The following is a 23,367-nucleotide window of genomic DNA, read 5'->3' on the forward strand; positions in this document are numbered from 1 at the left end:
CGTATTTCCGCAACCATCCGCTGCACTGACGCGCTGGGGAATTTCATTTGGTTTTCTAATTGCAAATTACTTGCGTTTAATAAATCCCCACGATATGGGTCATCCCCGGAGGATATCCATGAAACTGACCCTGATTTCACTTTCTGTCTTGTTTGCCAGTGCATTTGCACAGGCACAAACCGCTCCTTTGGTGCAAAACCTGAACTTTTCTGCCGCTCTGGATGTGACGGCTCCTTATAATTTTGAAGATGACTCAAATAATAAGATGGGAATTCGCTCTGCGGAATTCATGATCTATGCACCATTAGATCCAACGTTTGATGCGCTCATTAATTTTGCCGCTCACGATCACGATGGTGAATTTCATACAGAAATCCACGAAGGTTACATTTCCTCTTCAAAACTAATTCAAAACCTGCGCTTTAAAGCCGGGATGTTTTTACTTGGCGTCGGCCGCTTAAATCAATTCCATCAGCATGACTGGCCATTTATCACAGCACCCAAAGTTCAAACCGAATTCTTCGGTGATGAAGGGATGCATGATACCGGTTTGGAGTTCACATACCTTCTGCCGACCGAATCTTACTGGGACATCACTGTCGGCGTGACCGATGGATACCAAACTGTTTCTGAAGATCACGGCGATCACACTCACGAAAGCTCTGAAAGACCGACGGCTCCCACATTTTATATCCGCCCTTCCACGTTCATTGATCTGGGTGAAACCGGTGGCTTGCAAATTGGTTTGAATTATCTTTCTGCCAGCGACTCTCACGGAGTCAGAACGGAACTTGCGGGTTTGGATTTTGTCTTTAAGAGAAAAGAAGGCAACTTCAACCGCTGGTTGTTGCAATCAGAAATCTGGAATCGTGTGCAAAACAGTGATCTTACCGAGCGCAGCAATCAAATGGGAGCTTATATCTTCCCTGAATACGGATTCAATCCGCGTTGGTTCCTGGGACTGCGTATGGATGCCTTCACAGATTTAAGCTTGTCTTATGACGATGGCGAACACCGTGATAATCTGGATTACGCCTTCGTTCCGACTTTGACCTACAAGAACTCAGAATTTGTAACCTGGAGAATCGCTTACACACATGAAGTAAATAATGTGTCGCAAGAAGCAGACCAGATTAACCGCGTTTTGGAATTGCAGTTCATCGCAATCCTGGGCGCTCACCCCGCTCACACTTTCTAGGAGTTAAAAATGAATAAGGTTATTTCTCTTTTGGTTATTCTGCTTTCGGTAAATGCGTTTGCAAAAGTCAAAGTGGTTGCGACCTTGCCGGATGTGGCTGAAGTCGTAAAAGCTATCGGTCAGGACAAAGTGGAAGTTTCATCCCTGTTGCAGGGAGGAACAGATCCGCATTTTGCTGATGCACGTCCTGATTATATTTTGAAAGTGAATCGCGCTGACGTCGTGTGCGCGATGGGACTTGATCTGGAAATCGGCTGGCTTCCAAAAGTTTTGGAAAAAGCTGCCAATTCAAAAGTTCAATCCGGAGGCCCGGGCTTTTGCGAGTTGGGTCAGGCTATTAAACCTTTGGCAGTTCCCACGGGTGTGATCAACCGCTCTTTGGGTGATGTTCATCCCCATGGAAATCCGCACTTTGCCCTGGATCCGGTTAAACTGGGGGAATCCGGTGTTGAAGTTGTGCGTGTCCTAACAGCGGTTGATGCCAAGAATGCGGAATTTTATCAGAAGAACTATGAAGCGTTTAAAAAACAAATGGCAGCGCTGCATTCTGAAATTCAAGGCAAAATTAAAAAAGTCAAAGTCATGGAATATCACAAAGAATTTACTTACTTTTTTGAATCCTATGGCTTGGAATCCCTGGGCTCATTAGAAGAAAAACCAGGAATGCCGCCTTCAGCAACCCGCATTGCCCAGGTGGCAAAGGATGCCAAAGCCGGTAAAGTTCAAATGCTTTTTGCCACGGCATCTGCCCCGCATCAGACATTGGAAAGATTCACGGAGTTGTCTGGAATCCCGGTGATCGTAGTTCCTTCCTATATTCAGCAAAAAGGTGACGCTAATTCCATTGAGGCTTTACAGAATCTGATAGTAAAATCGATGAAATGAAAAAACTCTTACGCGTTGAGAATCTTCAGGCCCTGAGCAGTCAGGGAAATAAATTAACCCCGGTTGTGAATTTTGAACTTCACTCCGGGGATATTCTTTTTCTGCGCGGTGAAAACGGCTCGGGAAAAAGTACTATCCTGAAAACTCTGCTTAAGCTGCACCCGACTTTCACGGGCCGATTTGATTTCACAATCAATAATCAGGAAGTTGAATATCTGCCGCAACTGGGAAATCTGAACTTCCACATGCCACTCAGTCTTGGGGACATGCTGGGCGAGGTGAAAGAAAACTCACCCCTGTTGCAAGGTTTGGATTTAGACAAAAAGTGGAACACCGCTAGCGGTGGTGAACGTCAGAAAGTTTTGTTTTCTGCTGCCCTGGCTAAAAAACCAAAGATCCTGATTTTGGATGAGCCTTTTAATCATGTCGATCACGACTCCGGCCTTTTGCTGGAACAGGGACTATTGGAGTTCATGAACTCCAATCCGGAAAGTGCTTTAATCCTGGTTTCACACCGTCCGTTTAACAGCAGTCATCCGCAAACACGTTATCTGGAGATCCAATGACGGAATTTGTCTCGCTGCTTGGAATCTACAAATGGTCATTACCTGCGAGTGTGGTGATGGCAGCCGCACTTTGTTTGATTGGGGCTCAATGGACCGCGCGTGAAAAGAGCTCGCAGATTTTCGTTCTGGGCCAGGGATCTTCCCTGGGTATTGTTGCAGGATTGGTTATCAATGTTTTGCTCGGCGCTGATTTTCACTGGATCAGCCTGGCCGGTGGTTTGGGAATTGGTGCGATCACGCTGTATCTTTCAGATTTATTGATTCAGACCAAGTCGGATCGAAATCACATCTATCTGACACTCTTTGTGTCATTTATGTCTTTGACCTACTTGCTGACATCTTTGACTCCATCACTGGAAAGCCACATGGCTTCGGCCTATTTTGGTGATCTTGCGGTGATGAGCGATACCGCTGCCCAACTGTGCATGCTGATGGCTGCGGTGTTCATGGTGTTTATTCTTTTGAACTGGCGCTTACTGACTCAAGTCAGTTTTCAACTGGTAAATCAAAGCTGGATTCATCGCACCTGGAAAAACCGCTGTTTTGATTTGGGTACTTTGTTAATCACGACATTAGCGATTCAAAGCATGGGTTATCTGTACACGATGGGTTCATTGTTTATCGCGACCTGCTTTGCTTCTGAACGCAGCAAAAACCTGCACAGCTATACTCAGCGCATTCTGTTCATTTCCGTGGTTGGTTGTCTATTGGGATTTATGACTTCACTGCTATCCACAAATCTGCCCACAGTACCTTGCGTGATGCTGGGGCAAATCCTGGTTGGTATTCTGACTTACGTAAAGAAATAATGGAACGACGGCTGAGCCAGTCGCTTCTGTCCGTCCAAATTAAACAGACAGATTACTTCCGTGCGTACGCCTTGCTTGACGTTGAAAACTGTCAGATCTGAGTTTTCAATAATCTGATGAAGCCCACGACCTGCGCCACCTTTTTTGGTGTTCAGGCTTCCGGCGGCTCCGTTATAGCAAGACTCTAGATAGTCGATGATAATTTCTTTTTTTAAGGCACCAAAAGGGTCCACAACAGCAACCGCTGCCATCACACCATCAGTGGCATAACGAAACACTGACTGCTGATGAGTTTCCAGTTGGACTTCTTCTTTGCGGCTGACGTGGTTGAAAATGGCGTTTCCGTGGGAATCCACGGGCGCATCATAAATCGCATTCATCAGCATTTCTTCTGCAACCGTATTCACGCGGTCCACCACCGAAGTACGTACGCCCGCTTTTTTAAGGTAGGCACACATGTCTTCACGCAATTTTTCACGTTGCCCGGAATGAGTGACGATCTTCTTTTGAATATCGACTCCCCAGGTAAGGTATTTGTCGATACCAAAAAGATCTTTGTTCAAAAGTTTGCCCAGGGCCGTTAAGACAAAACGAATTGTCGCGTTCTTGTCTTCAGCATCACGGGAAATAATGTTTTTGATAAAACGGTTATTTAAAAGAATATTAAGATTGCCCTGAACATCGTGACTGGTTAGCAAAATCACATTGGGGCTGAGTTTTTTTTCCTCGACCTGGCGAAGGACATCGACACAGCTTTCTTCACCGATCACCACATCATAAGTTCCGGTTTTTAAAAACTCCAGGGCCTGAGCTGCATCCGAAGCGATATCCAACTGCACACCCGTACTGCCCAAAGCCATTCTTAAAGGCATTTGTTGTTTTTTATCCGGCTCGATCAACAGAACATTTCCACCGGCACCACGCTGAAGGGCGTTCTGTGCTTCGTGCAATTCGCGATTCAGAATTTCGAACAAACGTGCTTTTTCGTTTGTCTTAATCAGACGCTCGGTCAGAATCATGCAATAGATTTGATATAGTAACGCCTGAAAACGGTCTTTATCCTTCGGATGAACGTGCGAGAAATCCTCGTCATTGATTATGAAACACGTAACATCTGTCACAGCAGTGACTGAGGTCGAAGCGGGATTCGTGGTGATAACACTCATCTCGCCCCAAACTTCACCGGCTGTATCAAAAGTGGCCAACACTTCCCCGGCCAGTGAAATCTCAAGCTTTCCCGATCTTAGAAAGTAAATGTTGCGATTCGTTTGTCCCTCTTTAAGAACTACGGTACCCGCAGGATAGACTTCGGCATGCATCATGGCTGCTACTTGCAACAGCAAGTCCGTACTGAACGATTTAAAAAAGGAGTAGCCTTTAATTTCCTGAACGATATCTGCCGGATGCATTTTCATATGCTACAATTATGTAGTCGGACATCAGGTGATGGGTAGTTTCACTTGAATATTCTTCGGAATTTTTTAAAAATTAAGTCTATCGTCGGTGTCCCGGGGGATTTGTGTTTCCAATCATTAAAATATCTTCTGAGATTCAAATTCCTACTTACTATCTGGTGATCAGCCTCACGGTGATTATTTGTCTGCTGTGGGTCGTGCGCCGCAGTCATCAGTTGCACCTGCGACAGCAAGAAACGCTCGACCTAAGTCTTCTTATAATGGTTTTTGGGTTTATAGGCGGCCGCCTGTTCCACGTCTTCTATGAAAGCTTTGATTATTACCGCGAAAACTTCAGTCGCATATTTTTCTTCTGGGATGGCGGCTTTGTGTTTTACGGGGGCGCTTTGCTCGCAGCATTCGCGGATATTACTTATCTGTATTTCAAAGCTCACGATTATCTCGAACAGTATCTTGATCTCCTGGCTCCAGTGTTGGCCCTTGGATACACGTTAGGTCGAACGGCCTGCTTCCTTGCGGGCTGCTGTTATGGCCGCACTTGTGATCTGCCTTGGGCGATTGCAAATCGTCATCCAACTCAGTTGTATGCGGTGACTTGGGAGCTGGGTGTACTTTGCATTCTTTTAGGTTTGGAAAAATCGCGGGCCCTTCACAAGTTCTTTAGACTCCCGGGACGTATCTTTTATTCCTGGATGATCCTGCACGGTATCGGTCGCCTGGTGATGGAGGCCTTCCGAGATGACTTCCGTGGCCCTACATTGGAAATGTCTATTTCCACCTGGATCAGCTGGGGAGTCATCGTATTCGGTCTGATACTGGTTTTGAAAAAGCCTTTGGATTCAGACCTTTAAACTGTCTCATGTTGAGACTTTCGACAAAAGGTGACACAAATTGGCGGACTGTCTAAACAGTTCAACACCAAACCCCCTCTCAAATCGTAAATAACCAATCTCTGCGCAGACTTGTCCGTGGCACGTCTCATGTATTGCATCTGTAGTGAAGAAGTCTATTTAATGAGAGAGGTATTTATGAAAAAGCTCATCCTATCCTTAGTCACAACAGTTTCTGTGCTGGCTTTCGTTGGTTGCAGCAACGGTGATAGCGGCGGCGGTGGCAACGGAGTGATCCCAGTCACATGTAATGCCGGGACAACTTGGAATGGTCAGTATTGCGTAGGCAGTAACGGCGGCATCGTAAGCCCAGGCGTTACATCTATTAGATATTATGACTATGTCTATTACTTCCAGATCAATTATTGGACGAAGGCTCCACTGGTTGTGAATCCAAGTGCAAAACGTTACATGAAAATCACCAACACGGCTGTCTATAAGAAGTTTCTAAAAGAAGCGATGGCAGTGTGTGACAGAAATATCTGGGGTTGGAACTCCGGCTACTCTGACTGTAATAACTGGACAAACGGTTCATTGATCCTGCAAATCGACTTGAATAACAGTTTGCAGCCATCAGTGTACTTCACAGCGATCCCATCGCAACAATGGTTCAACTTTAGCTTTGGTATCGATGGTGGTGGTATGGCTTACAACCCACTGGCTTTGATTCAGAACACAACATACAGCTTGATCAACCAAAGCAAGGGTTTCGAAATCCGCTCCAACGGTGCTTCGACAAATGCGGGTGGTTTGCACTTGATCCAAATCCAGGTGTTCAACGGAACAACTGCTAACAATCAAGTCAACTATCAGATCGCTTACCCGGATTCCAACGGCAAAGGCCAAGTCTTCGCGACAGGTACTTTGACTAAATACTAATCGTTTTTTAAAAAAACCGATTGTTCATCTTCGCAGTGCATAGCGAAGATGCACAATCGGTTGATCTCGTTTCAACTCTGCGCAAATATTCCCTTCATGAGCGAATCAGAAAAGCCCCCAGCAAAAATGGTAAAGTGTCCACAGTGTGGCAAGCCCGCTTTGTACTCACAAGAAAATGCATTTCGTCCCTTCTGTTCAGAGCGCTGTCGAATGATCGACCTAGGTGAGTGGGCTTCTGGCGGCTACGCTATTCCCGTCAACAGTTCTTCAAGTGATTCTTTAACTTCCATCGAAGATGCGTACGATGAAGAAGATGAAGACGGAAATCACCGCCACTAACAGCAGCATGAAAATGGCTGTGCGAGCCTTTTTCGTAAATTGCTATTGACGAAGCAGAGATTTTAATTTGTTATTTGAAAGTCATTGGAAGACGAGAATTTATCATCAGGATGTATTAACAACAGGGACACACACAGGTGTCACTAAAGAGGAGTTCACATGAACAAGGCTCAATTGATCGAAAAGATCGCTGGCGAAACTAAAGTTTCTAAAGCTCAAGCTGAAGCAATCCTTGACTGCGCAGTAGAAAACATCAAAAAAGCAGTTAAAAAAGGCGACGACGTTAAACTTGTTGGCTTCGGTACTTTCACTAAAGCTAAACGCAAAGCTCGCACTGGTCGCAACCCACAAACTGGTAAAGCAATCAAAATCCCAGCTGCATGGGCTCCAAAATTCCGCGCTGGCGCAGAATTCAAATCAATGGTTAAGTAATTAGCAAAAGCTAATTGCTCCATTTAAAAAGGCGTTCCCCCGGGAACGCCTTTTTTATTTCCAAAACCAAAATTCCCCATTTCCCTTCCCCACCTTCAATCTCCCCAAAGTAAACAACTTGTTCCCCAACAAAAAAAAAACTAAATAGTACCCACCCGCGCCCCCACAGGATCTAACCACTCACGCAGCAAACAACACCCCGCCCCAATATTTCCCCAGAAGTTCCATCGGCAATTAACCTGAACGAGGAAATTTCAAAGGGAATCCCCTGGGGCATGTGGGTGCAGCGACCTCCGTCGGCGCACGATGCGCGAACCGCCCGGAGGGCGGCGACGGTGAGCCAAGGATGGCGTGTCGCGGAACACACAAGCCCCAGGGGATTCCCTTTGAAATTTCCGGCGCCCAGAGCTAATCTTCCCCCATGGCAACATTCAATAAAAAGATAAAAAAACTAGGTGTGTATACAAGTGGTGGCGATGCTCCGGGAATGAACGCAGCCCTAAGAGCCGTAGTCCGAGCAGCAATAGCAAACAAACTAGAAGTGTATGGAATCATGCAGGGCTACGTGGGCATGATCGAAAATCACATTGAATCCCTAGATCAACGTTATGTTGCCAACATCATTCAACGTGGCGGCACTGTGATTAAAACAGGTCGCTCCACTGAATTCACCAAAGCTGAAGGCCGCGCCAAAGCCGCAGCAAATTTGAAAGCTCATGGCATTGATGCCATGGTTTGCATCGGTGGTGACGGATCATTCCGAGGCGCACATGCTCTTTGGGAAGAACACCAACTTCCAATCATCGGTGTTCCTGGAACAATTGATAACGACGTTTTTGGTTCTGACAAGACAATCGGTTTCGATACTGCCGTGAACACGGCTCTGGAAGCCATTGACAGAATCCGTGACACAGCCGCTTCTCACGATCGCTTGTTCATCGTTGAAGTCATGGGACGCAACTCAGGGTTCATCGCTTCCGCTGTGGGACTTGCAGGTGGTGCTGAAGAGATCTTCACTCCAGAGTCGGCAACAACTGTTGATAAGGCTGTGGAACGCATCAAAGACGGTATCGCACGTGGCAAAACCAGTTCAATTCTGGTCACGGCAGAGGGGCAAAAACCAGGGCGCGCTTATGACCTTGCTGATGCTATTCGCAAGAAAACAGGCTGGGATGCAAAAGTTTGTATCTTGGGTCATCAACAACGCGGAGGCTCTCCAACTGCTGCGGACCGAATTCTTGCCAGCCGCATGGGTGCAGCGGCCGTAGATTCATTACTAAAAGGTCATTGCGACATCATGATCGGCACTGAGGGTGAAAGATTAGTCGAAGTTCCTCTCGATGTTGTAACGAAGAACGAAAGAAAAGCGCATTTGGACCTGATCAGTCTTGCAAGTGTTTTAGCGACCTAAAAACTCTTGACCTCTTTTGTAGATACTTGAATTCTAAACGCTATTCGCATTTAGCATTACAAAAGAGGTCTTTATGAAACGTCTGTTAGTATCCCTTTTGCTGGCTCTTCCTTTGCTGGCAGGTTGCACGAAAAAAGATAACGTCATCATGATCGGTGAATACGATTCATTGTCTGGTAGCGATGCCACGTTTGGCTTAAGCTCCAACAAAGGTGTTCGTCTGGCATTTGATGAAATCAACGCAGCTGGTGGAATCAAAGGTAAAAAAATCGAATTAAAAACCATGGATGACCAGGGTAAAAACGAAGAGGCTGCAGCAGCAACAACTCGTTTGATTACTCAAAATAAAGTAGTTGCGATCATCGGCGGCGTTGCTTCCGGTCGCTCTAAAGCGGCAGCTCCGATTGCACAAGCTAAAGGTGTTCCGTTTGTTTCTCCAGCGTCTACAAATCCTGATGTGACTAAAGTGGGCGACTATGTCTTCCGCGTTTGCTTCATCGATCCATTCCAGGGTTCTGTTATGGCTAAATTTGCAAACGAAACTTTGAAAATCAAAAAAGTGGCGATTCTGCGTGACGTGAAAAACGACTACTCGGTGGGTTTGGCGGATGCTTTCCTGACTGATTTTAAAAAACGCGGTGGCGAAATCGTGGCTGACGTTTCCTATCAGGCCGGCGACATCGATTTCAAAGCGCAATTGACTCAGATCCGTTCCAAAAATCCGGAAGCTATCTATGTTCCAGGTTACTACACGGAAGTGGGCTTGATCGCTCAACAGGCACGTCAATTGGGCATCAAAGCTCCATTGATGGGTGGTGACGGATGGGACAGCGAAAAGCTTCATGAAATCGGAAAAGAAGCTATCAACGGCAACTACTACTCAAACCACTACACTGTCGAGAGCACCGATCCTGCAGTGACAGAGTTCATTAAGAAATTTAAAGCCAAATACAACGAAACTCCGGATGCCTTGGCGGCATTAGGTTACGATGCAGCGAAAATTCTGGCAGCAGCGATTGACCGCTCTGTAGACTTGTCAGGCAAATCGATTCGTGATGAACTGGCTAAAACAAAAGATTTCCCTGGCGTGACTGGAAAAATCACTCTGAATGAAAACCGCGATGCTGTGAAAAGCGCTGTGGTGATTCAGGTTGAAGGACCTAATCGCAAGTACATCTCGACTGTGACTCCTTAAGAGTCGGACAAAAGCCCCAAAAAAGGACAGACATGCAGGACTTCGTACAGCACTTAATAAATGGTATCAGCCTTGGATCCATCTACGCACTGATCGCTCTAGGCTACACCATGGTGTACGGAATCCTCAAGATGATCAACTTCGCCCACTCTGATGTTTATATGGTGGGCGCCTTTGCCGCTTTCTATGTGGCGCGCGCTTTCGGCATCGAAGCCAATCCCGGAGTTGGTTCGTTGGCTGTTCTTTTAATTTCCTCTATGGTTTGCTGCAGTCTTATCGGTCTTGTTATCGAAAGATTTGCTTATCGTCCCCTGCGTAACTCCCCTAAGTTAAATATCCTGATCACAGCCATCGGGGTGAGTTTGCTTTTGGAGTACGGCGGACAAGTTGTATTCGGAGCCGATCCTAAAGTTTTTCCAGAAGTGATGAAAGATTTTGTGATCTTCTCTTTCGGCAACGTGGAGCTGAAGTCCTTTGACCTGACAGTTTTATTGGTCAGCGTGATGGCGATGATGGCTTTGCAATTCCTGATCTATAAAACCAAACTTGGTAAAGCCATGCGCGCTGTCAGCAGCAACGCATCGGTGGCAAGTTTGCTGGGTGTAAATCCAGATAAAATTATTGCTTTCACTTTTATCGTGGGCTCGGCCCTTGCCGGCGTCGGCAGTGTTTTGGTCGGCATGAAATATCCTAAGATTGATCCACTAATGGGTATGATGATCGGGATGAAGGCTTTCGTTGCCGCAGTCTTAGGTGGTATCGGCAACGTGCGCGGTGCCGTACTGGGTGCTTTGATCATGGGCTTATCTGAAGAAATGGTTGTGGCTTACTTGTCATCAACTTACCGTGACGCTTTGGCCTTCGGTATTCTGATTGTGATTTTGATCTTTAAACCAGCTGGCCTGCTCGGCAAATACACGGTGGAGAAGGTATAATGGTTCGCGCTTTCAAGAATCCCCTTTTATCCCTGATTGCCACTTTAGTTTTAGGACTGGTCTTTCAATTTGGTTTTGATGAATACATCCAGTTGATGGTTTTGTTTGTGACGGTGAACTGTCTGATGGCCATGAGCCTGAATTTGGTGAATGGCTACACAGGACAGTTCTCCCTGGGCCATGCGGGCTTTATGGCGATTGGCGCCTACTTTACTGCCTATGCTTCGGTGAACTGGAACTTTCTTCCGGCAGAGCTTCAAGGAATCACTTTTTTTGTTTTCGCCATTGGTAGCGGCTTGGCCGCAGCCCTGGCGGGATTCCTGGTGGGCTTACCTTCCCTGCGCCTTAAAGGCGACTATCTGGCGATCGTGACTTTGGGTTTCGGGGAGATCATTCGTGTGACACTTTTGAACATGGACTTCCTGGGCGGCCCACGCGGTTTTGCCAATATTCCCGGATTTTCCAGTTTCTATATGTCCTATGCCTTTGCGGTTTTGTGGATTTTGATCTGCTTCTTTACGATCTGGCGAGTGATGAAATCATCCTGGGGTCGTGGCTTCCTTAGTGTGCGTGAAGACGAAATCGCTGCAGAATCTTCAGGTATTAACACGACCGGTATGAAAGTTCGCGCGTTCGTACTTTCAAGCTTCTTTGCCGGTGTTGCTGGCGCTCTTTTTGCGCACTTTACGAATTTCATCAATCCTTCCTCGTTCACGTTCCTACAAAGTGTGAATGCAGTGATCATGGTGGTCTTGGGTGGCATGGGCTCGATGACGGGCTCTATTATCGCGGCGATCTTTGTGACTGCATTGCCTGAAGCGCTTCGTCCTTTGCAGGAAGTGACTGGCGTGGATTTGCGTATGGTTATTTATTCTTTGTCTTTGGTACTGGTGATGATTCTTCGTCCTAAAGGCATTATGGGTGAATTGGAAATCACTGATCTGTGGAGAAAATATGTCCGACGTTCTGCTGGAAGCTAAAGGTATCACGATGCAGTTCGGCGGATTAAAAGCCGTCGACGATCTGTCTTTCCAAATCAAAAAAGGTCAGCTTGCGGGATTAATCGGTCCAAACGGAGCCGGTAAGACCACTGCGTTTAATATGCTGACGGGGGTTTACCAACCCACTAAAGGTGAAGTTTTCCTGGATGGCAACTCCCTGCATGGCTTAAAGCCCTATCAAATTTCCCAACGCGGAATCGCTCGAACTTTTCAAAATATTCGTTTATTCAAGAATCTGACTGTTTTGGAAAACATCCTGATTGCCACTCATCAGCATGTTAACTACGGCATCATGGATGCCCTCTTCCAAACCCGCAAGTTCATGGATACAGAAAAGCAAATGGTTGAAAAGGCCATGGACCTGCTTTCCCTGTTTTCCATGCAGGGAAAAGCCAATGAGCTTTCCAACAGTCTTCCGTACGGACAGCAGCGCAAACTTGAAATCGTTCGTGCCTTGGCAACAGATCCTAAGATCATTTTGCTGGATGAGCCTGCCGCAGGTATGAATCATTCCGAAACCCATCAGCTGATGGAAACAATTGCGCAGATCCGTTCCAAGTTCAACCTGACCGTTTTATTGATCGAACACGATATGAAACTGGTTATGGGTATCTGTGAAAACATCGTCGTATTGGATCACGGGGTTAAAATCGAAGAGGGCAACCCCAAGCACGTGCAGAACTCCAAAAAAGTTATCGAAGCATATCTGGGCGTAGAGGAAATCCACTAATGCAAACTCCAATCATTTCCGCTGAAAACCTCAACGTCTATTACGGATCTATCCAGGCTCTTAAAGGAATTACTTTTCACGTCAATAAGGGTGAAATCGTCAGTCTGATCGGCGCCAACGGAGCAGGTAAAACCACAACATTGCGTGCCCTCTCCGGCCTGGTGCCATCTCAGGGGAATATCGCCTTTAATGGCCAGGATCTGCATGTCGTACCCACTCACGAACGCGTGAAACTGGGGATCGCCCAGTCTCCTGAAGGACGCGGCGTCTTTGCGCAAATGAGTGTTTTGGAAAATCTGGAAATGGGTGCTTATCACCGCACCGATAAAGCCGGGATCAAAAAAGACTATGAAATGTGTCTGGAGCTTTTCCCGCGCATCAAAGAACGTCTGTGGCAAATGGCCGGAACTTTGTCAGGCGGTGAGCAACAAATGCTGGCGATTTGTCGCGCATTGATGTGTAAACCGGAAATCCTGCTTTTGGATGAACCATCCCTGGGTTTGGCTCCGTTGATCGTAAATCAGATCTTTGAAATCGTGACAAAGCTAAATCAGGATGGAATGACGATTCTTTTGGTCGAGCAGAATGCCCGACTGGCTTTAAGAATTTCCCACCGGGCTTACGTTTTGGAAACCGGCCGCGTGGTCATGCAGGACACGGGTGTGAATTTGTTAAACAACGATGAAGTTCGCAAAGCTTATCTTGGTGTTTAAGTTAGAAAACTTAGGCAGAGGAAATAAAAAAAGGCTCCGATCCGGAGCCTTTTTTTATTCTTCAGTGGGCTTTTCTTCTGTGCCCTCTGTGGTCTTTTGTTCTCTGTGCCAGTTTTGGAAATTACTGTTGGTCTTGTTATCTGGAAATTCGTGATACTCCTTGTACATTTGCAGCACATCCCGGTGGAAGTTTGACTGATACGAATGAACCCGGCTGCCAAGGGCTCCAAAAATATTAAACATCGCAAACACCACAAACACCGTAGCATACAGGTATCTGAATCTGTTTCCTGGAATTTTCCCGCGAAGTTTATTAAATGCGATCGTGATCAACAATGTGACAATCGGAAATGCCAAAATCAAATGCCAGTGATTGAACTCCACCGGTGACAGGCCGGTCGCGATAATCATCGCCACAAACATGTAAAAGGCATAAAGGTAAATTCCTTCCTCGCCACGAACCGTGGTGCGATCCTGCTTACGACGGAAAGGATGATCGGTCTGCCAGACTTTCTGAAAGATCTTCCACTGAACCACGGCACTAAATACGACCGTCACCGCAGTGAAAAGGTATTTAAGGGAGTGAAAAGTTCCGCTTACGATCTTTTGCACCGTCAAATCGTGAATCCACAGGAAATTGATTTCGCTGAAAATATGACGACCATAGGAAATAGCTCCGTATCGAATCCAATAGGAAATCCCTTTTAGAACCGGATAAACCAGAACGAAGTTCTTACCAATAAAGGACTGAGATTCCTTGCTGACTGCCACCGCAAGCTCGCGATGACTTAAGTACGCCAGGAACCAGGGCATTAAGCTTAAGGCCACGACGGCACTTCCTGCAAAAAAGCCCCACCAGTTGACCTTTAGATATCTGAAGCCCCACAACAGCAAAGAAAGAATTCCCAACATCAGGACTGAAAAGTGCACCTGCACGCAGAAGCCAATGGTCAGCACATGAAAGAACGTCATCCAGAAGCTTTTTTTGCCCATGTGATAGGCCGTATAGAAATGGACGGCTGAAAATAAAAACAGATAAGCAGGATTGTAAAGCTCGGTCTGCTCAACCCGCCAAGGGCTTAACCAAAACAGCAGAAGGAAATCGATCAGGATCAGTGATTTGAAGTTTTCCTTAAGCACGCTGGCAAACAGGAGGTAGGAAATCACATGGAATAACAGAATCACCACTAAGGCTGAATAGGGCGAAAAATAAATCTGCATCGGAATCGCAGAAACCGCAGTTAGAAAACTGCCCGGCAAAAATCCCATACCCGTCGTCGCATTTCCAAAATGTGACCACTGCCCGTCATCAATCACGCGGAAAACTTTTAACAACATCTGCACATGGTCATTATGCAAAGTCAGATGAGTGAAAAAGAAAATACTGAAAAAAAGGCCCAGGGCGAAAAGCCCCAGGATTTTCAGGCGCATGCGCGACGAGGATACGTTTTCTTGATTGTTAGCCATGAAGGTACTCTGGCACAGAAGATGGCTTTAGGCCATCTTTTGTAGCGTGATTTCCATCTCGGTGCCACGGCCGTCTTTAACGGGGCTCTTGATACTGACCTTACCATCGTGGGCTTCGACCACGGCTTTAACGAAGGTCAAACCCAAGCCCATGCCGTATTCAGACCGGCTCTTGTCACTGCGGTAAAGCTTTTGCCAGATAAGGCCGTGCTCTTCCGGTGAAATTCCCGGGCCGGAATCGACCACCTTAAGAATCACACTTTCCGTCTGGTTGATCGTTTCAATGATCACCTCACCACCTGGTGGAGTGTACTTATGGGCATTATCCAAAAGATTTGCGATCACGCGACTGATCAGGCGCGGGTCAACCATCGCCCAATCATGGGAATCCAGTCTCTGGATGACTTTGATATTTTTCTCTTCAAAAGCCATCTCGTAAAGATCCATAATTTCGCGAACCAGCTCACTGATAAACTTTTTCTCGATCTTAAGTTTCTTACTGCGATTCTCGGCCTCAGTAATATCCGTCAACACCTGCAGGAAACTAAGGATTTTATCCGAGTTTTCAAAGCAGCTTTGCAAAGCCTCACGATAGGACTCAATATCACCTTCACTGGTCAGTGCGATCTCAGCACGACCACGCAAGCGCGTGACGGGCGTGCGAATATCGTGGGCTAAATGGTCAAAGGCCTCTTTGAGTCCGTTAACCAGATTTTCAATCTTATCCAGGGCTTTATTAAATAAAAGTTTCAGCTCCTCAAGTTCGTCATCGCTGCCACCGACCGGAACACGAGTTGAGAGAGAACCGCGCTCGATCTTTTTCATCGAATTGATAAGCTCACGCACCGGACTCAGTGTGGAGTTCGATAAGAACAATCCACCGAGGAATCCAATAAGTGCAACCGGAAGAAGCGCCCACCAGAATAGCTTTTGCAGATAGCGCAACTGACGGCCCATGCCCTCAGTGCTTTTCGCCATCACCAGTCGCTCGCCGTTTTTCAGGATCTTACCCAGAACCAGAACCGCCTCTGCTCCGGAACGCTCCGGAATAGAGAACTCAAACGTGCTTTCGCCATGCTTATTCAATTCATTGATTAAAAGAGTCTGATCAAACTGGGGCTCTGGTGTCGGACTGTGCGAGAATAACACCTCGCCATTTTCACCATACACTCCCACGATCAGGGAAGAGTCTTTATCAAATGTGCGCAAAACCTCGAAGTACTCTTTAAAGTCTTCCAGGCCATTCACTTCAATGCGGTTGGCGAACTCTTCTGTCTTGGAGACAAGAATGGATCGCTCCTGCGCTTGCAGCGAGTGCGTGATTTGAAAGTAAAGGAAACTAAAGATCAGCGTGGAACTCAGAATCAGTACCATCGAGTACGCAAGCGTCAGCTTGGTACTGATTCTGAACAGCGTGGGTTTAAGACCCTTTAAGAACATAACCTACACCTCTGACTGTATAAATAAGTCGTGTAGGGAAATCTTTTTCTAACTTGTTTCTTAGGCGGCATACCAATACGTCTACCACATTCGTTTGTGGATCGAAATCATAATTCCAAACTTCCTTAAGGATAGTTTGTTTTCCGATGATCTTGTTTGGATTGCTCATGAATAGATCCAAAAGAACGAACTCGCGCTCTTGCAGGTCCAGTTTGCGACCCGCACGAACCACATCGCGGTTCAAACGGTTCAATTTCAAATCCTGGAAAACCAGTTGTGTAACTTCGGAAGCTTTTTGCGCACGCTTCAAAAGGTTTTTTACACGGATTTGAAGTTCTGCCATTGCGAATGGTTTTGTCAGGTAGTCATCGCCACCCATGCTCAGACCTTTAAGACGGTCATCCAATTCGCGCAATGCACTCAAAATTAGAATCGGTGTGTTGATTTCTTTTTCACGCAAAGATTTGGCGAAAGTGTAGCCATCCATTTCTGGAAGCATCAAATCTAGGACGATAATATCATAGTGATTGGTCAAAGCTCTTTCATAGGCACGTCTTCCGTTAGATTCAACTTCAACTTCACCTTCAAGCTCACCCAAACCCTGCTTTACGATTGTTGCAATCTCGTTGTCGTCTTCTACTACTAAGCATCTCATGTCAGAAACCCCTCTGGACTAATGATTTAAACTTGCGCCAGTGTATATCAGGTTTGTTTCTAAACAAAAGGTTCAATTTTAATGTACCTTGCAAAAAAGCCCATTATTACAGACATTTAATCGCTACTTTTGGGGCATTATGCCCAAGATTGCAGGCTTTTAAAACTAAATGGGGCATCTTGGGTTGCCAAACGAAAAAAAACAGGCCCGGGGTCAGCGGGCCTGTCGACATGGTTCATGGTTTAGATATTAACGGGAACTAATTATTAACGTTTCAATTGAATCACTTCGTTCAGAAGTTCATCTGTCGTCGTGATTGTTTTCGCATTGGCTTGGAAACCACGCTGATTTTGGATCATGTTTACGAACTCAGTTGCCAAATCCACTGTGGATCTTTCAAGAGATTTCGCGAACAATTTACCGCGACCTGCTGCACCTGGGCCACCCACTGAAGCTGTTCCAGAGTCTCTGGATTCTTTCAAACGGTTGTTACCAACTTTAAATAGAGCTTCTGGATTTTCGAATTTCGCCAGAGCAATCTGTGCCAAGTCCTGTGCCTGACCGTTGGAGTAAACCGCAGTCAAGATACCTTCGTCATTGAATGACAAGCTGTTAATAGTACCTGCAGCCGCGCCATCCTGGTGCCAAGAGATAAGGTCAGAGTTTTTACCGTACTGTTTAGTACCGTCCAAACCTTTACCGCCATCCTTGATCGCGTCACCAAAGTTCAATTTGATTTCCTGACCTTGAAGTGCGCCACCTTTGAAGTTGAAGTTTGAAGAAGTCAATTGTTGAGAATCCAATTTACCGTCAACAGTAAATTCAAGCTTACCAGCACACACTTCAGAAAGCTGACCGTCTTCGCCGCCAGTCACTTCTTTACCGTCTACCAAGCCTTTGTATTCCCATTGTCTGTCAGCCACTTTATTGAAGAACAAGCTCAACAAGTGCTTATTACCCTGAGAATCGTACATCTCAACACCTGTAGAGTAGTGAGACGTGGAGTATGGATCTTTCACATCAAACTTTTTCGTCGGCTCCATACGGGAGTCAAGGTTCAGGTCCAACTTAACTTCTTTAGTTGCTTTCGCTGGAACCAGAGCGCGAGGGAATTTGATGTCTGTCATTTTGTTCAGGATGTTACCTTTTTCGTCGGTACCGAAACCCTGAACTTTTTGATTGTCGTTAGTTACCAGGTAACCTTCACGGTCAAAGTGGAAGGAACCGTCACGAGTGTAAGACTCGCCATCAGAACCTTTAACTTTGAAGTAACCGTCACCAGAGATGGCAAGGTCAGTTACTTTTTCAGTAGCATCTACGTTACCTTGAGTAAGGATTGGATTCACGGCACCGATCTTCACACCACGACCGATTTGGTTACCACCAAGAACACCTTTTAAGCTTTTTGAAATGATATCCTGGAATTCTGCGCGGCTTGCTTTGAAACCGACAGTATTTGCATTGGCGATGTTGTCACCGATAACGCCTAGGGCTTCGCCCTGAGCAGCCATACCAGACACACCCGTGTACAATGAAGAAAGAATACCCATGTGACCTCCATGTCGTTGGCAGTTCTATTCGAGAACCACCGTTTTGGAGGGCCTCCTCTACGAGGACCAGCCCTAATATTAAATTGTGTTATCATTGCTATCTGTCACTTCAGGACAGCTTCACAATTTATCCGCCGTAGCTCATTCATGAGCGAAGGAGGATTTTGCGTTTAGATCACCACTGTAGAATCGATGTTCGTGAACACATTTTCTTTCAATGCGGTCTTGTCCATCACTGTTACCACAGTCTTATTCTTCACGCTGACAATCAGTGCCGAGTCATTCATCAAAACCAATGAATCCTTGGAACCTTTCGCCGCAGCTCTCGAAACCGCATCATTCAGCTTACTGATATCCTCGGGGCTATAGTTAATCCCGCGGGTACTCATACGCTCAATCGCATGATTCGAAAACTTCACTCCTTCCAGAGGCTTTGTTAAGCCCGGAGGAACCACCTGGGAAGCTTGTGGGGTCGCAATCGGCCCGCCGAGCTTTTCAAGAGTATCCTTGAAGGAAGGACCCGTTCCCGCTCCAACTTCAGGTTTTACCTTCGGCTGTTGCTGCGGAATGAGTTGATCAAATGTTTGTATCTTCTTTAAGTCTACCATTTTACTTCGCCGTCTCCTTCGCGATCTTTTCCATCATGTCGCGAGATAAACCCACCGTATCCATGATCTTTGATTTCGTCGCAGGAGCGGACGCCGTAGTAGAACTTTGTTGAACTACATTCGCCTCTTTTTTAGTTTGTCCTGTGACATCATCCTTTTTCAAGTCTAGGTTGGTGACATCATTTATATTCTGGTCGTTCCTCATAAGACGAGGGTCTGTGATCTTTTTCACGTCTCTGAAGCGAATTGCCTGATTTCCCACGTTTAGAACCGGGCCTTCAGAAGAGTAACTCACGCCTGTGATAACGCCATCGAAATCTGTTTTGATTCCCAGTTTTTTTCCGTCTGCTGTTTTTGCCTCTGCAAGAAATTGATATTCTCCTGCTGCTGCCTTCATACCTTTTGCGTCTTCACCATTCCAAGTGAGTTTGTTGTCTCCTTGTTTCAGACCTTTCAAATTGTATTCACGCACCACTGCTCCATCAGCATCACGCACTTTCACAGTGACTTCCTCTGCCGCCATCGGCAATGAGAAACGGAAATCATGGTCTCTGTCATTCACACCACGCACAACTTTGGATGAATCCCCGGCAACTGCTTTACCGATCAAGTTCAACGCCTGAAAGTTTTCTGAAGGTTTTTGTGCGGCCTTCATTTCCTCAAGAGTTTTGTTGATGTTCTGCATTTGCTCGAGTGACGAGAAGTTCGCCAATTGAGCCGCCATTTCATGGGACTTCATCGGGTTGGTCGGATCCTGATTCTTCATTTGCGTAAGCATCAATTTGAAGAACGCATCCTTATCCATATTTGGATTACCCGTTGTACGAATTTTCTGAGTGGGATCGGTCCAATTCGGATCAGCAAGCTTGTTCGCCACCGCGCCAAGATCTTCATCTCCGACTTTCGCTTTATCATGAGCGCTCAATGAACTTGAGACATTGGTGCTTGTCGGTTTTTCCGAAGTTGCACCAAAAGCATTCACTCCTAATTTCGCGTTGACCATTGTCATTCAAGTTCCCTTTCGCGACTACCGTCGCCTTAAGCCACTAAGTTTAATCCGCTGCCTTTGCCATCCATCGAGCGTGGCGCTGCTTTAACAGACGCTGTGTCGATTGGTTGCAATGGGTCACGACGTTTTCCAGTATAGCCACGAAGCGGTTGCATATCAGTGAAGGATTCGCGACGACCTTGGTTACCAAAGCTGTCGTTGAATTGATTCCAGAACTGACGTGCCTGGTCTCTTTGACCTTGGCCGTTCGTATTATTATTTTGGTTCTGCGTCGCTGTGTCGGCAGACGTCGTGTTCACAACATCCACTTTAACATTTTCCACGGACAATTTGTGAGCAGCAAGACTGTTCTTCAAATCAACTAGACTAGACTCAATAGACTTTTTCGCCTCTGGAGAATCTGCCTGCATCTGAAGATTTACTTTTCCGTCCTGAAGCATGACTTTCAAGTGGATTGTTCCCATGCCCTCAGGGGACATCTGAACTTTCACCTCACCGCCACCTTTTTTAATCAGGTATTGGGCTTGATCCATCAATTGCTTCACATTGGCTTCGTTTTCCGCTGCATTCACCGGAGCTTTAGGTGCCATTGCTGCCATCGCCGGATCAAACTTCAGGCTTTCACCCTTGATCGGCGCTGCCTGCAGGCTTTCAAGTCCCATCAACTCGGACTTAAATTCCGCGGCTTTGGTTGTCAGCTTTTCCTTGGCTGCATCCTTACCCTCGCCCATTCCCTGCTGCATGAACTCCTGTGCCGAGTTCTGCATCATGGATTGACCTTGGTTCTCCTGCTGGAAGAATGATTCAGGTCCGACTTTTCCGTTCACGGCCTGCTTCATCAAATCCATCTGCTGAGGTTTTTCCATACGCGGAGCCTCAAGTGCTCTGGTGAATTCGTCTGTCAGTTCGACTGAAGACTCTTCCATCGCTGCACCCTCAGTTTTTTGCTGAGCGGCTGCCGCTGCCTGTTTAGCCGCCAGTGCTGCCAACAATGCCGGAGACATCGTCTCCTTCATCTGACCCTGCAAATGCGGAGGCAATTTATCCAGAAGATTCTGTTGGGCCGCTTCTGGAGGAGCTGCGGGTGCCGGCATCGCCGCATCCATTGGCATCTCTTCCTGAGGCATCATGGCGCTGTCGTCCATCATCATACGGGACGCCAACGAACCACCCAGATCAGGCATTGCCATCGCTTTTGCAGGCGCTTCCTGTTTCATCCAGAATTTTTTGTTCAGGTTATCAATAGCAGTTCCCATTTGGGTCTGCTTTTCCTGCGCTGCTGCCACCCGCATTTTCATGTGCTCTTGAGACATGCCAAAGCCCGCTGCCATTTCCGGCATCGGCTTTGGGGTTTGCGGTTGCTGCATTTGTTGCAATTGACCCAGCAAGGACGCATACATGGCCGCGGCTTCTTCCGCCTGGTCATCGTCCAAGTCCAATTGATCAATCACAGCTTGCGCTGTCACTTCAGGGGATTGTTTGAGCTGGCTGTCGTCCAGTTCGGCCATCGCTTCCACAAGTCGTGTGGGAGGGATATCAAATTCACTCTCGAATGAGTCCATGAATTCTTTGATTGCCTGCTGTCGATTCGCCGCCCGCTTTTCTTTCCCATCGTTAGTGCTGACCTTGCGTTCTGGTTTCGAGCTGTTTTCCTGAGCTTTTTCATCCCGCGGCTCTTTCGAGTCCTTGGAATCTTTCGCCCGGGCTTCCTGCTTCGGCGATTCTTTGGTTTCTTTTGGATTTCTCAGGCTGATTTTATCCTGAAGAGTTTTTCCAAAACCAGAATCGGTACCGGAACCCTTGAAATCTTTCTCCTGAAGTTTTTCAGAAGTTTGTGACTTCAATTCGGTCGCACCCACCATTGGGGGGCCGACTATGTTTAACAAAACGATCCTCCTTCCTTAGAGAATTGCTGTTATTTATTTTTCAGATGCTGGAGCACGTTTATAACCGGCGTATTTCTCAGAAATGATCTGAGCTTTTTCCGGTTTTAATAAATTCATGATATCAGCAGCATTTTTCTTTTTCATACGACCAAGTATCTCAACCACCAAATCCTCGTCCATCGTCTCAAAGACTTTGGCCGCCTGTGGGGGCTTCATATTGGTATACATCTGTACCAAGGTATCGACCTTCTGGTCGTCAGCCTTGACCCGGTCTTCAAGCATGCTGGAGATTTTTCCGCGCATGTCTTCAAGTTCCTTAAGGCGTTTATTCAATTCCACCTTCTGCGCCTGAAGTTCCGCCTCCTGGCGATTCAATTCCTCTTCGCGCGCATCAAGTTCTTTTTTTCTGTCAGTCAGCTTGGTCAGATGATCAATTTCGTCGTTGGACAGAGAAACTGATTTTACCTCCGGAGCCGCTTCAGCAGCTGCTTTCTCCTCTGCAACAGGTGCGGCAGGAGCGGGAGCCGATTGCGCCATCGCACCACCGTTCAGGGTGATTTCAACGCGCTTTAAAACATTGTCGATTTCTTCGTGATTTTGAAAACCCACCACTGCCAGAATCAAACCCAGGAATGAAAAACCGGCCATTTTCCAATGTACGCCGGATTTCTTTTTTTTCTTTTTAGGAGCAGACATTTTCATGCGACGACGTAACTGCTGTTCAACGTCCTCAGAGGATAGATCCAAATGCAGACGCGTTGACGCAGGATTCTTTGTGAACTTCACACTCCCGTTATTTTCGTCAGCGACCTTGCGTGCATTTTTAAAGAACTGATCGTATCCAGTTTTCATTAATTTATCATTCCTTCATTCCGTTGAAGTACTGAGGTTTTCCTGCTTAACCGTTTTTCTTAAACCGCAGAATGGACTGTTCGTCCGCCTCTTTTTGATCCTGGATTTTTCGTTCGGCTTTGTATTCCTCGAACTGATTTTCCCGGGCCTTCTCCATAATTTTATAGTCTAGAGCGGCTTGTCGCAAAATTTCTCTCTTCGCCTCGACTATTTTTTCGATCTCGTGAACATTTTGCTCTTGTTGCTGGATGCGGATCTTATGGCCTTTTAGAAATTCATGAATCTGGGAAAGGGCTGGACCTTGGGCGCCCCCGGCCTGAACCAGGCTCCCAGCGCGGGCTTGCGCATCCAGGATATCCTGGCGCATTTTATCAAGTTTGGTTTGATACTCGTTCAGCACCGCCACCGCGTCCTGAAAGTTCTTCTGGGCGATGTTTTCCACGACCTTGCGATGCTCAAGGACTTTTTGCAGGGGAAACTTGAATTTCATTGGTCACCCCCG

General features: G+C 46.6%; 24 protein-coding genes. 14 read left to right on the top strand and 10 right to left on the bottom strand.

Annotated features, from left to right (window positions below; all coding sequences use genetic code 11):
- Positions 1 to 118 precede the first annotated feature (118 nt).
- The 4 genes from ACLWNV_RS15655 to ACLWNV_RS15670 are packed head-to-tail and all read left to right on the top strand — an operon-like array spanning position 119 to position 3,458.
- Positions 119 to 1,198, top strand: a complete 1,080-nt coding sequence (locus ACLWNV_RS15655; RefSeq protein ID WP_413585377.1) for a hypothetical protein — start codon at positions 119 to 121, stop codon at positions 1,196 to 1,198.
- A 9-nt stretch (positions 1,199 to 1,207) separates the two neighbouring features.
- Positions 1,208 to 2,083: a metal ABC transporter substrate-binding protein gene (locus ACLWNV_RS15660; protein WP_413585378.1), complete on the top strand. Its 876-nt coding sequence runs from the start codon at positions 1,208 to 1,210 to the stop codon at positions 2,081 to 2,083.
- Positions 2,080 to 2,649, top strand: coding sequence for an ATP-binding cassette domain-containing protein (locus ACLWNV_RS15665; protein WP_413585379.1), 570 nt, complete (start codon positions 2,080 to 2,082; stop codon positions 2,647 to 2,649). Before ACLWNV_RS15660 ends, ACLWNV_RS15665 begins: the two co-directional genes overlap by 4 nt.
- Entirely contained in the window at positions 2,646 to 3,458 is an 813-nt protein-coding gene (locus ACLWNV_RS15670) for a metal ABC transporter permease (protein ID WP_413585380.1), read from the top strand. The genes ACLWNV_RS15665 and ACLWNV_RS15670 overlap by 4 nt, the downstream gene beginning before the upstream one ends.
- Here ACLWNV_RS15670 and ACLWNV_RS15675 read toward each other — a convergent pair.
- Entirely contained in the window at positions 3,443 to 4,873 is a 1,431-nt protein-coding gene (locus ACLWNV_RS15675) for a cyclic nucleotide-binding domain-containing protein (protein WP_413585381.1), read from the bottom strand. The genes ACLWNV_RS15670 and ACLWNV_RS15675 overlap by 16 nt on opposite strands.
- Positions 4,874 to 4,977: 104 nt before the next feature.
- On the opposite strand from ACLWNV_RS15675, the gene ACLWNV_RS15680 reads away from it, so the two are divergent.
- The 10 genes from ACLWNV_RS15680 (at position 4,978) to ACLWNV_RS15725 (ending at position 13,398) form a co-directional block, all read left to right on the top strand.
- Entirely contained in the window at positions 4,978 to 5,724 is a 747-nt protein-coding gene (locus ACLWNV_RS15680; RefSeq protein ID WP_413585382.1) for a prolipoprotein diacylglyceryl transferase, read from the top strand.
- Between the two features lie 177 nt (positions 5,725 to 5,901).
- Positions 5,902 to 6,642, top strand: coding sequence for a hypothetical protein (locus ACLWNV_RS15685; protein ID WP_413585383.1), 741 nt, complete (start codon positions 5,902 to 5,904; stop codon positions 6,640 to 6,642).
- A gap of 96 nt (positions 6,643 to 6,738) precedes the next feature.
- On the top strand, positions 6,739 to 6,981 hold the full coding sequence (locus tag ACLWNV_RS15690) for a DNA gyrase inhibitor YacG (protein ID WP_413585384.1): 243 nt from the start codon (positions 6,739 to 6,741) through the stop codon (positions 6,979 to 6,981).
- A 159-nt stretch (positions 6,982 to 7,140) separates the two neighbouring features.
- Complete coding sequence (locus ACLWNV_RS15695; RefSeq protein ID WP_142701575.1) at positions 7,141 to 7,413, top strand: HU family DNA-binding protein; 273 nt, start codon at positions 7,141 to 7,143, stop codon at positions 7,411 to 7,413.
- 421 nt (positions 7,414 to 7,834) lie between these two features.
- A complete protein-coding gene (pfkA, locus tag ACLWNV_RS15700; protein WP_413585385.1) occupies positions 7,835 to 8,824 on the top strand; it encodes a 6-phosphofructokinase in 990 nt (329 codons plus the stop codon).
- Positions 8,825 to 8,897: 73 nt separating this feature from the next.
- Positions 8,898 to 10,019 carry an ABC transporter substrate-binding protein gene (locus ACLWNV_RS15705; protein WP_413585386.1) on the top strand — a complete coding sequence of 374 codons (1,122 nt, stop codon included), beginning with the start codon at positions 8,898 to 8,900 and terminating at the stop codon, positions 10,017 to 10,019.
- Positions 10,020 to 10,051: 32 nt separating this feature from the next.
- Complete coding sequence (locus tag ACLWNV_RS15710; RefSeq protein ID WP_413585387.1) at positions 10,052 to 10,954, top strand: branched-chain amino acid ABC transporter permease; 903 nt, start codon at positions 10,052 to 10,054, stop codon at positions 10,952 to 10,954.
- On the top strand, positions 10,954 to 11,934 hold the full coding sequence (locus ACLWNV_RS15715) for a branched-chain amino acid ABC transporter permease (RefSeq protein ID WP_413585388.1): 981 nt from the start codon (positions 10,954 to 10,956) through the stop codon (positions 11,932 to 11,934). The genes ACLWNV_RS15710 and ACLWNV_RS15715 overlap by 1 nt, the downstream gene beginning before the upstream one ends.
- The gene (locus ACLWNV_RS15720; protein ID WP_413585389.1) at positions 11,909 to 12,685 is read left to right on the top strand and encodes an ABC transporter ATP-binding protein; all 777 of its coding nucleotides are present in this window, start codon (positions 11,909 to 11,911) and stop codon (positions 12,683 to 12,685) included. The genes ACLWNV_RS15715 and ACLWNV_RS15720 overlap by 26 nt, the downstream gene beginning before the upstream one ends.
- Positions 12,685 to 13,398, top strand: a complete 714-nt coding sequence (locus tag ACLWNV_RS15725; RefSeq protein WP_413585390.1) for an ABC transporter ATP-binding protein — start codon at positions 12,685 to 12,687, stop codon at positions 13,396 to 13,398. Before ACLWNV_RS15720 ends, ACLWNV_RS15725 begins: the two co-directional genes overlap by 1 nt.
- 54 nt (positions 13,399 to 13,452) lie before the next feature.
- Here ACLWNV_RS15725 and ACLWNV_RS15730 read toward each other — a convergent pair whose 3' ends face one another.
- The 9 genes from ACLWNV_RS15730 to fliJ form a co-directional block, all read right to left on the bottom strand.
- Positions 13,453 to 14,865 (bottom strand): hypothetical protein, encoded by a 1,413-nt coding sequence (locus ACLWNV_RS15730; RefSeq protein ID WP_413585391.1) that lies wholly within the window; start codon positions 14,863 to 14,865, stop codon positions 13,453 to 13,455.
- 27 nt (positions 14,866 to 14,892) lie between these two features.
- Positions 14,893 to 16,305 carry an ATP-binding protein gene (locus ACLWNV_RS15735; RefSeq protein WP_413585392.1) on the bottom strand — a complete coding sequence of 471 codons (1,413 nt, stop codon included), beginning with the start codon at positions 16,303 to 16,305 and terminating at the stop codon, positions 14,893 to 14,895.
- Positions 16,286 to 16,960, bottom strand: a complete 675-nt coding sequence (locus ACLWNV_RS15740) for a response regulator transcription factor (protein WP_088615634.1) — start codon at positions 16,958 to 16,960, stop codon at positions 16,286 to 16,288. The genes ACLWNV_RS15735 and ACLWNV_RS15740 overlap by 20 nt, the downstream gene beginning before the upstream one ends.
- Positions 16,961 to 17,226: 266 nt before the next feature.
- Positions 17,227 to 18,510: a flagellar hook protein FlgE gene (locus ACLWNV_RS15745; RefSeq protein WP_413585393.1), complete on the bottom strand. Its 1,284-nt coding sequence runs from the start codon at positions 18,508 to 18,510 to the stop codon at positions 17,227 to 17,229.
- Positions 18,511 to 18,680: 170 nt separating this feature from the next.
- On the bottom strand, positions 18,681 to 19,118 hold the full coding sequence (locus ACLWNV_RS15750; RefSeq protein WP_413585394.1) for a TIGR02530 family flagellar biosynthesis protein: 438 nt from the start codon (positions 19,116 to 19,118) through the stop codon (positions 18,681 to 18,683).
- Position 19,119: 1 nt separating this feature from the next.
- Positions 19,120 to 20,127, bottom strand: coding sequence for a flagellar hook assembly protein FlgD (locus tag ACLWNV_RS15755; protein ID WP_413585395.1), 1,008 nt, complete (start codon positions 20,125 to 20,127; stop codon positions 19,120 to 19,122).
- Between the two features lie 29 nt (positions 20,128 to 20,156).
- Positions 20,157 to 22,013, bottom strand: a complete 1,857-nt coding sequence (locus ACLWNV_RS15760; RefSeq protein WP_413585396.1) for a flagellar hook-length control protein FliK — start codon at positions 22,011 to 22,013, stop codon at positions 20,157 to 20,159.
- Positions 22,014 to 22,046: 33 nt separating this feature from the next.
- Positions 22,047 to 22,865, bottom strand: a complete 819-nt coding sequence (locus tag ACLWNV_RS15765) for a MotE family protein (RefSeq protein WP_413585397.1) — start codon at positions 22,863 to 22,865, stop codon at positions 22,047 to 22,049.
- 46 nt (positions 22,866 to 22,911) lie between these two features.
- Positions 22,912 to 23,355 (bottom strand): flagellar export protein FliJ, encoded by a 444-nt coding sequence (fliJ, locus tag ACLWNV_RS15770; protein WP_413585398.1) that lies wholly within the window; start codon positions 23,353 to 23,355, stop codon positions 22,912 to 22,914.
- Positions 23,356 to 23,367: the final 12 nt, after the last annotated feature.

Origin of the sequence: Bdellovibrio sp. HCB274, assembly GCF_047306075.1 — a bacterium.
Classification (GTDB): Bacteria; Bdellovibrionota; Bdellovibrionia; order Bdellovibrionales; family Bdellovibrionaceae; genus Bdellovibrio.

What these genes read in the sequence shown, in the direction of transcription:
- ACLWNV_RS15655 (WP_413585377.1), top strand. Translation starts at nt 119, where the DNA reads ATGAAACTGACCCTGATTTCACTTTCTGTCTTGTTTGCCAGTGCATTT.
- ACLWNV_RS15660 (WP_413585378.1), top strand. Translation starts at nt 1,208, where the DNA reads ATGAATAAGGTTATTTCTCTTTTGGTTATTCTGCTTTCGGTAAATGCG.
- ACLWNV_RS15665 (WP_413585379.1), top strand. Translation starts at nt 2,080, where the DNA reads ATGAAAAAACTCTTACGCGTTGAGAATCTTCAGGCCCTGAGCAGTCAG.
- ACLWNV_RS15670 (WP_413585380.1), top strand. Translation starts at nt 2,646, where the DNA reads ATGACGGAATTTGTCTCGCTGCTTGGAATCTACAAATGGTCATTACCT.
- ACLWNV_RS15675 (WP_413585381.1), bottom strand. Translation starts at nt 4,873, where the DNA reads ATGAAAATGCATCCGGCAGATATCGTTCAGGAAATTAAAGGCTACTCC.
- ACLWNV_RS15685 (WP_413585383.1), top strand. Translation starts at nt 5,902, where the DNA reads ATGAAAAAGCTCATCCTATCCTTAGTCACAACAGTTTCTGTGCTGGCT.
- ACLWNV_RS15690 (WP_413585384.1), top strand. Translation starts at nt 6,739, where the DNA reads ATGAGCGAATCAGAAAAGCCCCCAGCAAAAATGGTAAAGTGTCCACAG.
- ACLWNV_RS15695 (WP_142701575.1), top strand. Translation starts at nt 7,141, where the DNA reads ATGAACAAGGCTCAATTGATCGAAAAGATCGCTGGCGAAACTAAAGTT.
- pfkA (WP_413585385.1), top strand. Translation starts at nt 7,835, where the DNA reads ATGGCAACATTCAATAAAAAGATAAAAAAACTAGGTGTGTATACAAGT.
- ACLWNV_RS15705 (WP_413585386.1), top strand. Translation starts at nt 8,898, where the DNA reads ATGAAACGTCTGTTAGTATCCCTTTTGCTGGCTCTTCCTTTGCTGGCA.
- ACLWNV_RS15710 (WP_413585387.1), top strand. Translation starts at nt 10,052, where the DNA reads ATGCAGGACTTCGTACAGCACTTAATAAATGGTATCAGCCTTGGATCC.
- ACLWNV_RS15715 (WP_413585388.1), top strand. Translation starts at nt 10,954, where the DNA reads ATGGTTCGCGCTTTCAAGAATCCCCTTTTATCCCTGATTGCCACTTTA.
- ACLWNV_RS15720 (WP_413585389.1), top strand. Translation starts at nt 11,909, where the DNA reads ATGTCCGACGTTCTGCTGGAAGCTAAAGGTATCACGATGCAGTTCGGC.
- ACLWNV_RS15725 (WP_413585390.1), top strand. Translation starts at nt 12,685, where the DNA reads ATGCAAACTCCAATCATTTCCGCTGAAAACCTCAACGTCTATTACGGA.
- ACLWNV_RS15730 (WP_413585391.1), bottom strand. Translation starts at nt 14,865, where the DNA reads ATGGCTAACAATCAAGAAAACGTATCCTCGTCGCGCATGCGCCTGAAA.
- ACLWNV_RS15735 (WP_413585392.1), bottom strand. Translation starts at nt 16,305, where the DNA reads ATGTTCTTAAAGGGTCTTAAACCCACGCTGTTCAGAATCAGTACCAAG.
- ACLWNV_RS15740 (WP_088615634.1), bottom strand. Translation starts at nt 16,960, where the DNA reads ATGAGATGCTTAGTAGTAGAAGACGACAACGAGATTGCAACAATCGTA.
- ACLWNV_RS15745 (WP_413585393.1), bottom strand. Translation starts at nt 18,510, where the DNA reads ATGGGTATTCTTTCTTCATTGTACACGGGTGTGTCTGGTATGGCTGCT.
- ACLWNV_RS15750 (WP_413585394.1), bottom strand. Translation starts at nt 19,118, where the DNA reads ATGGTAGACTTAAAGAAGATACAAACATTTGATCAACTCATTCCGCAG.
- ACLWNV_RS15755 (WP_413585395.1), bottom strand. Translation starts at nt 20,127, where the DNA reads ATGACAATGGTCAACGCGAAATTAGGAGTGAATGCTTTTGGTGCAACT.
- ACLWNV_RS15765 (WP_413585397.1), bottom strand. Translation starts at nt 22,865, where the DNA reads ATGAAAACTGGATACGATCAGTTCTTTAAAAATGCACGCAAGGTCGCT.
- fliJ (WP_413585398.1), bottom strand. Translation starts at nt 23,355, where the DNA reads ATGAAATTCAAGTTTCCCCTGCAAAAAGTCCTTGAGCATCGCAAGGTC.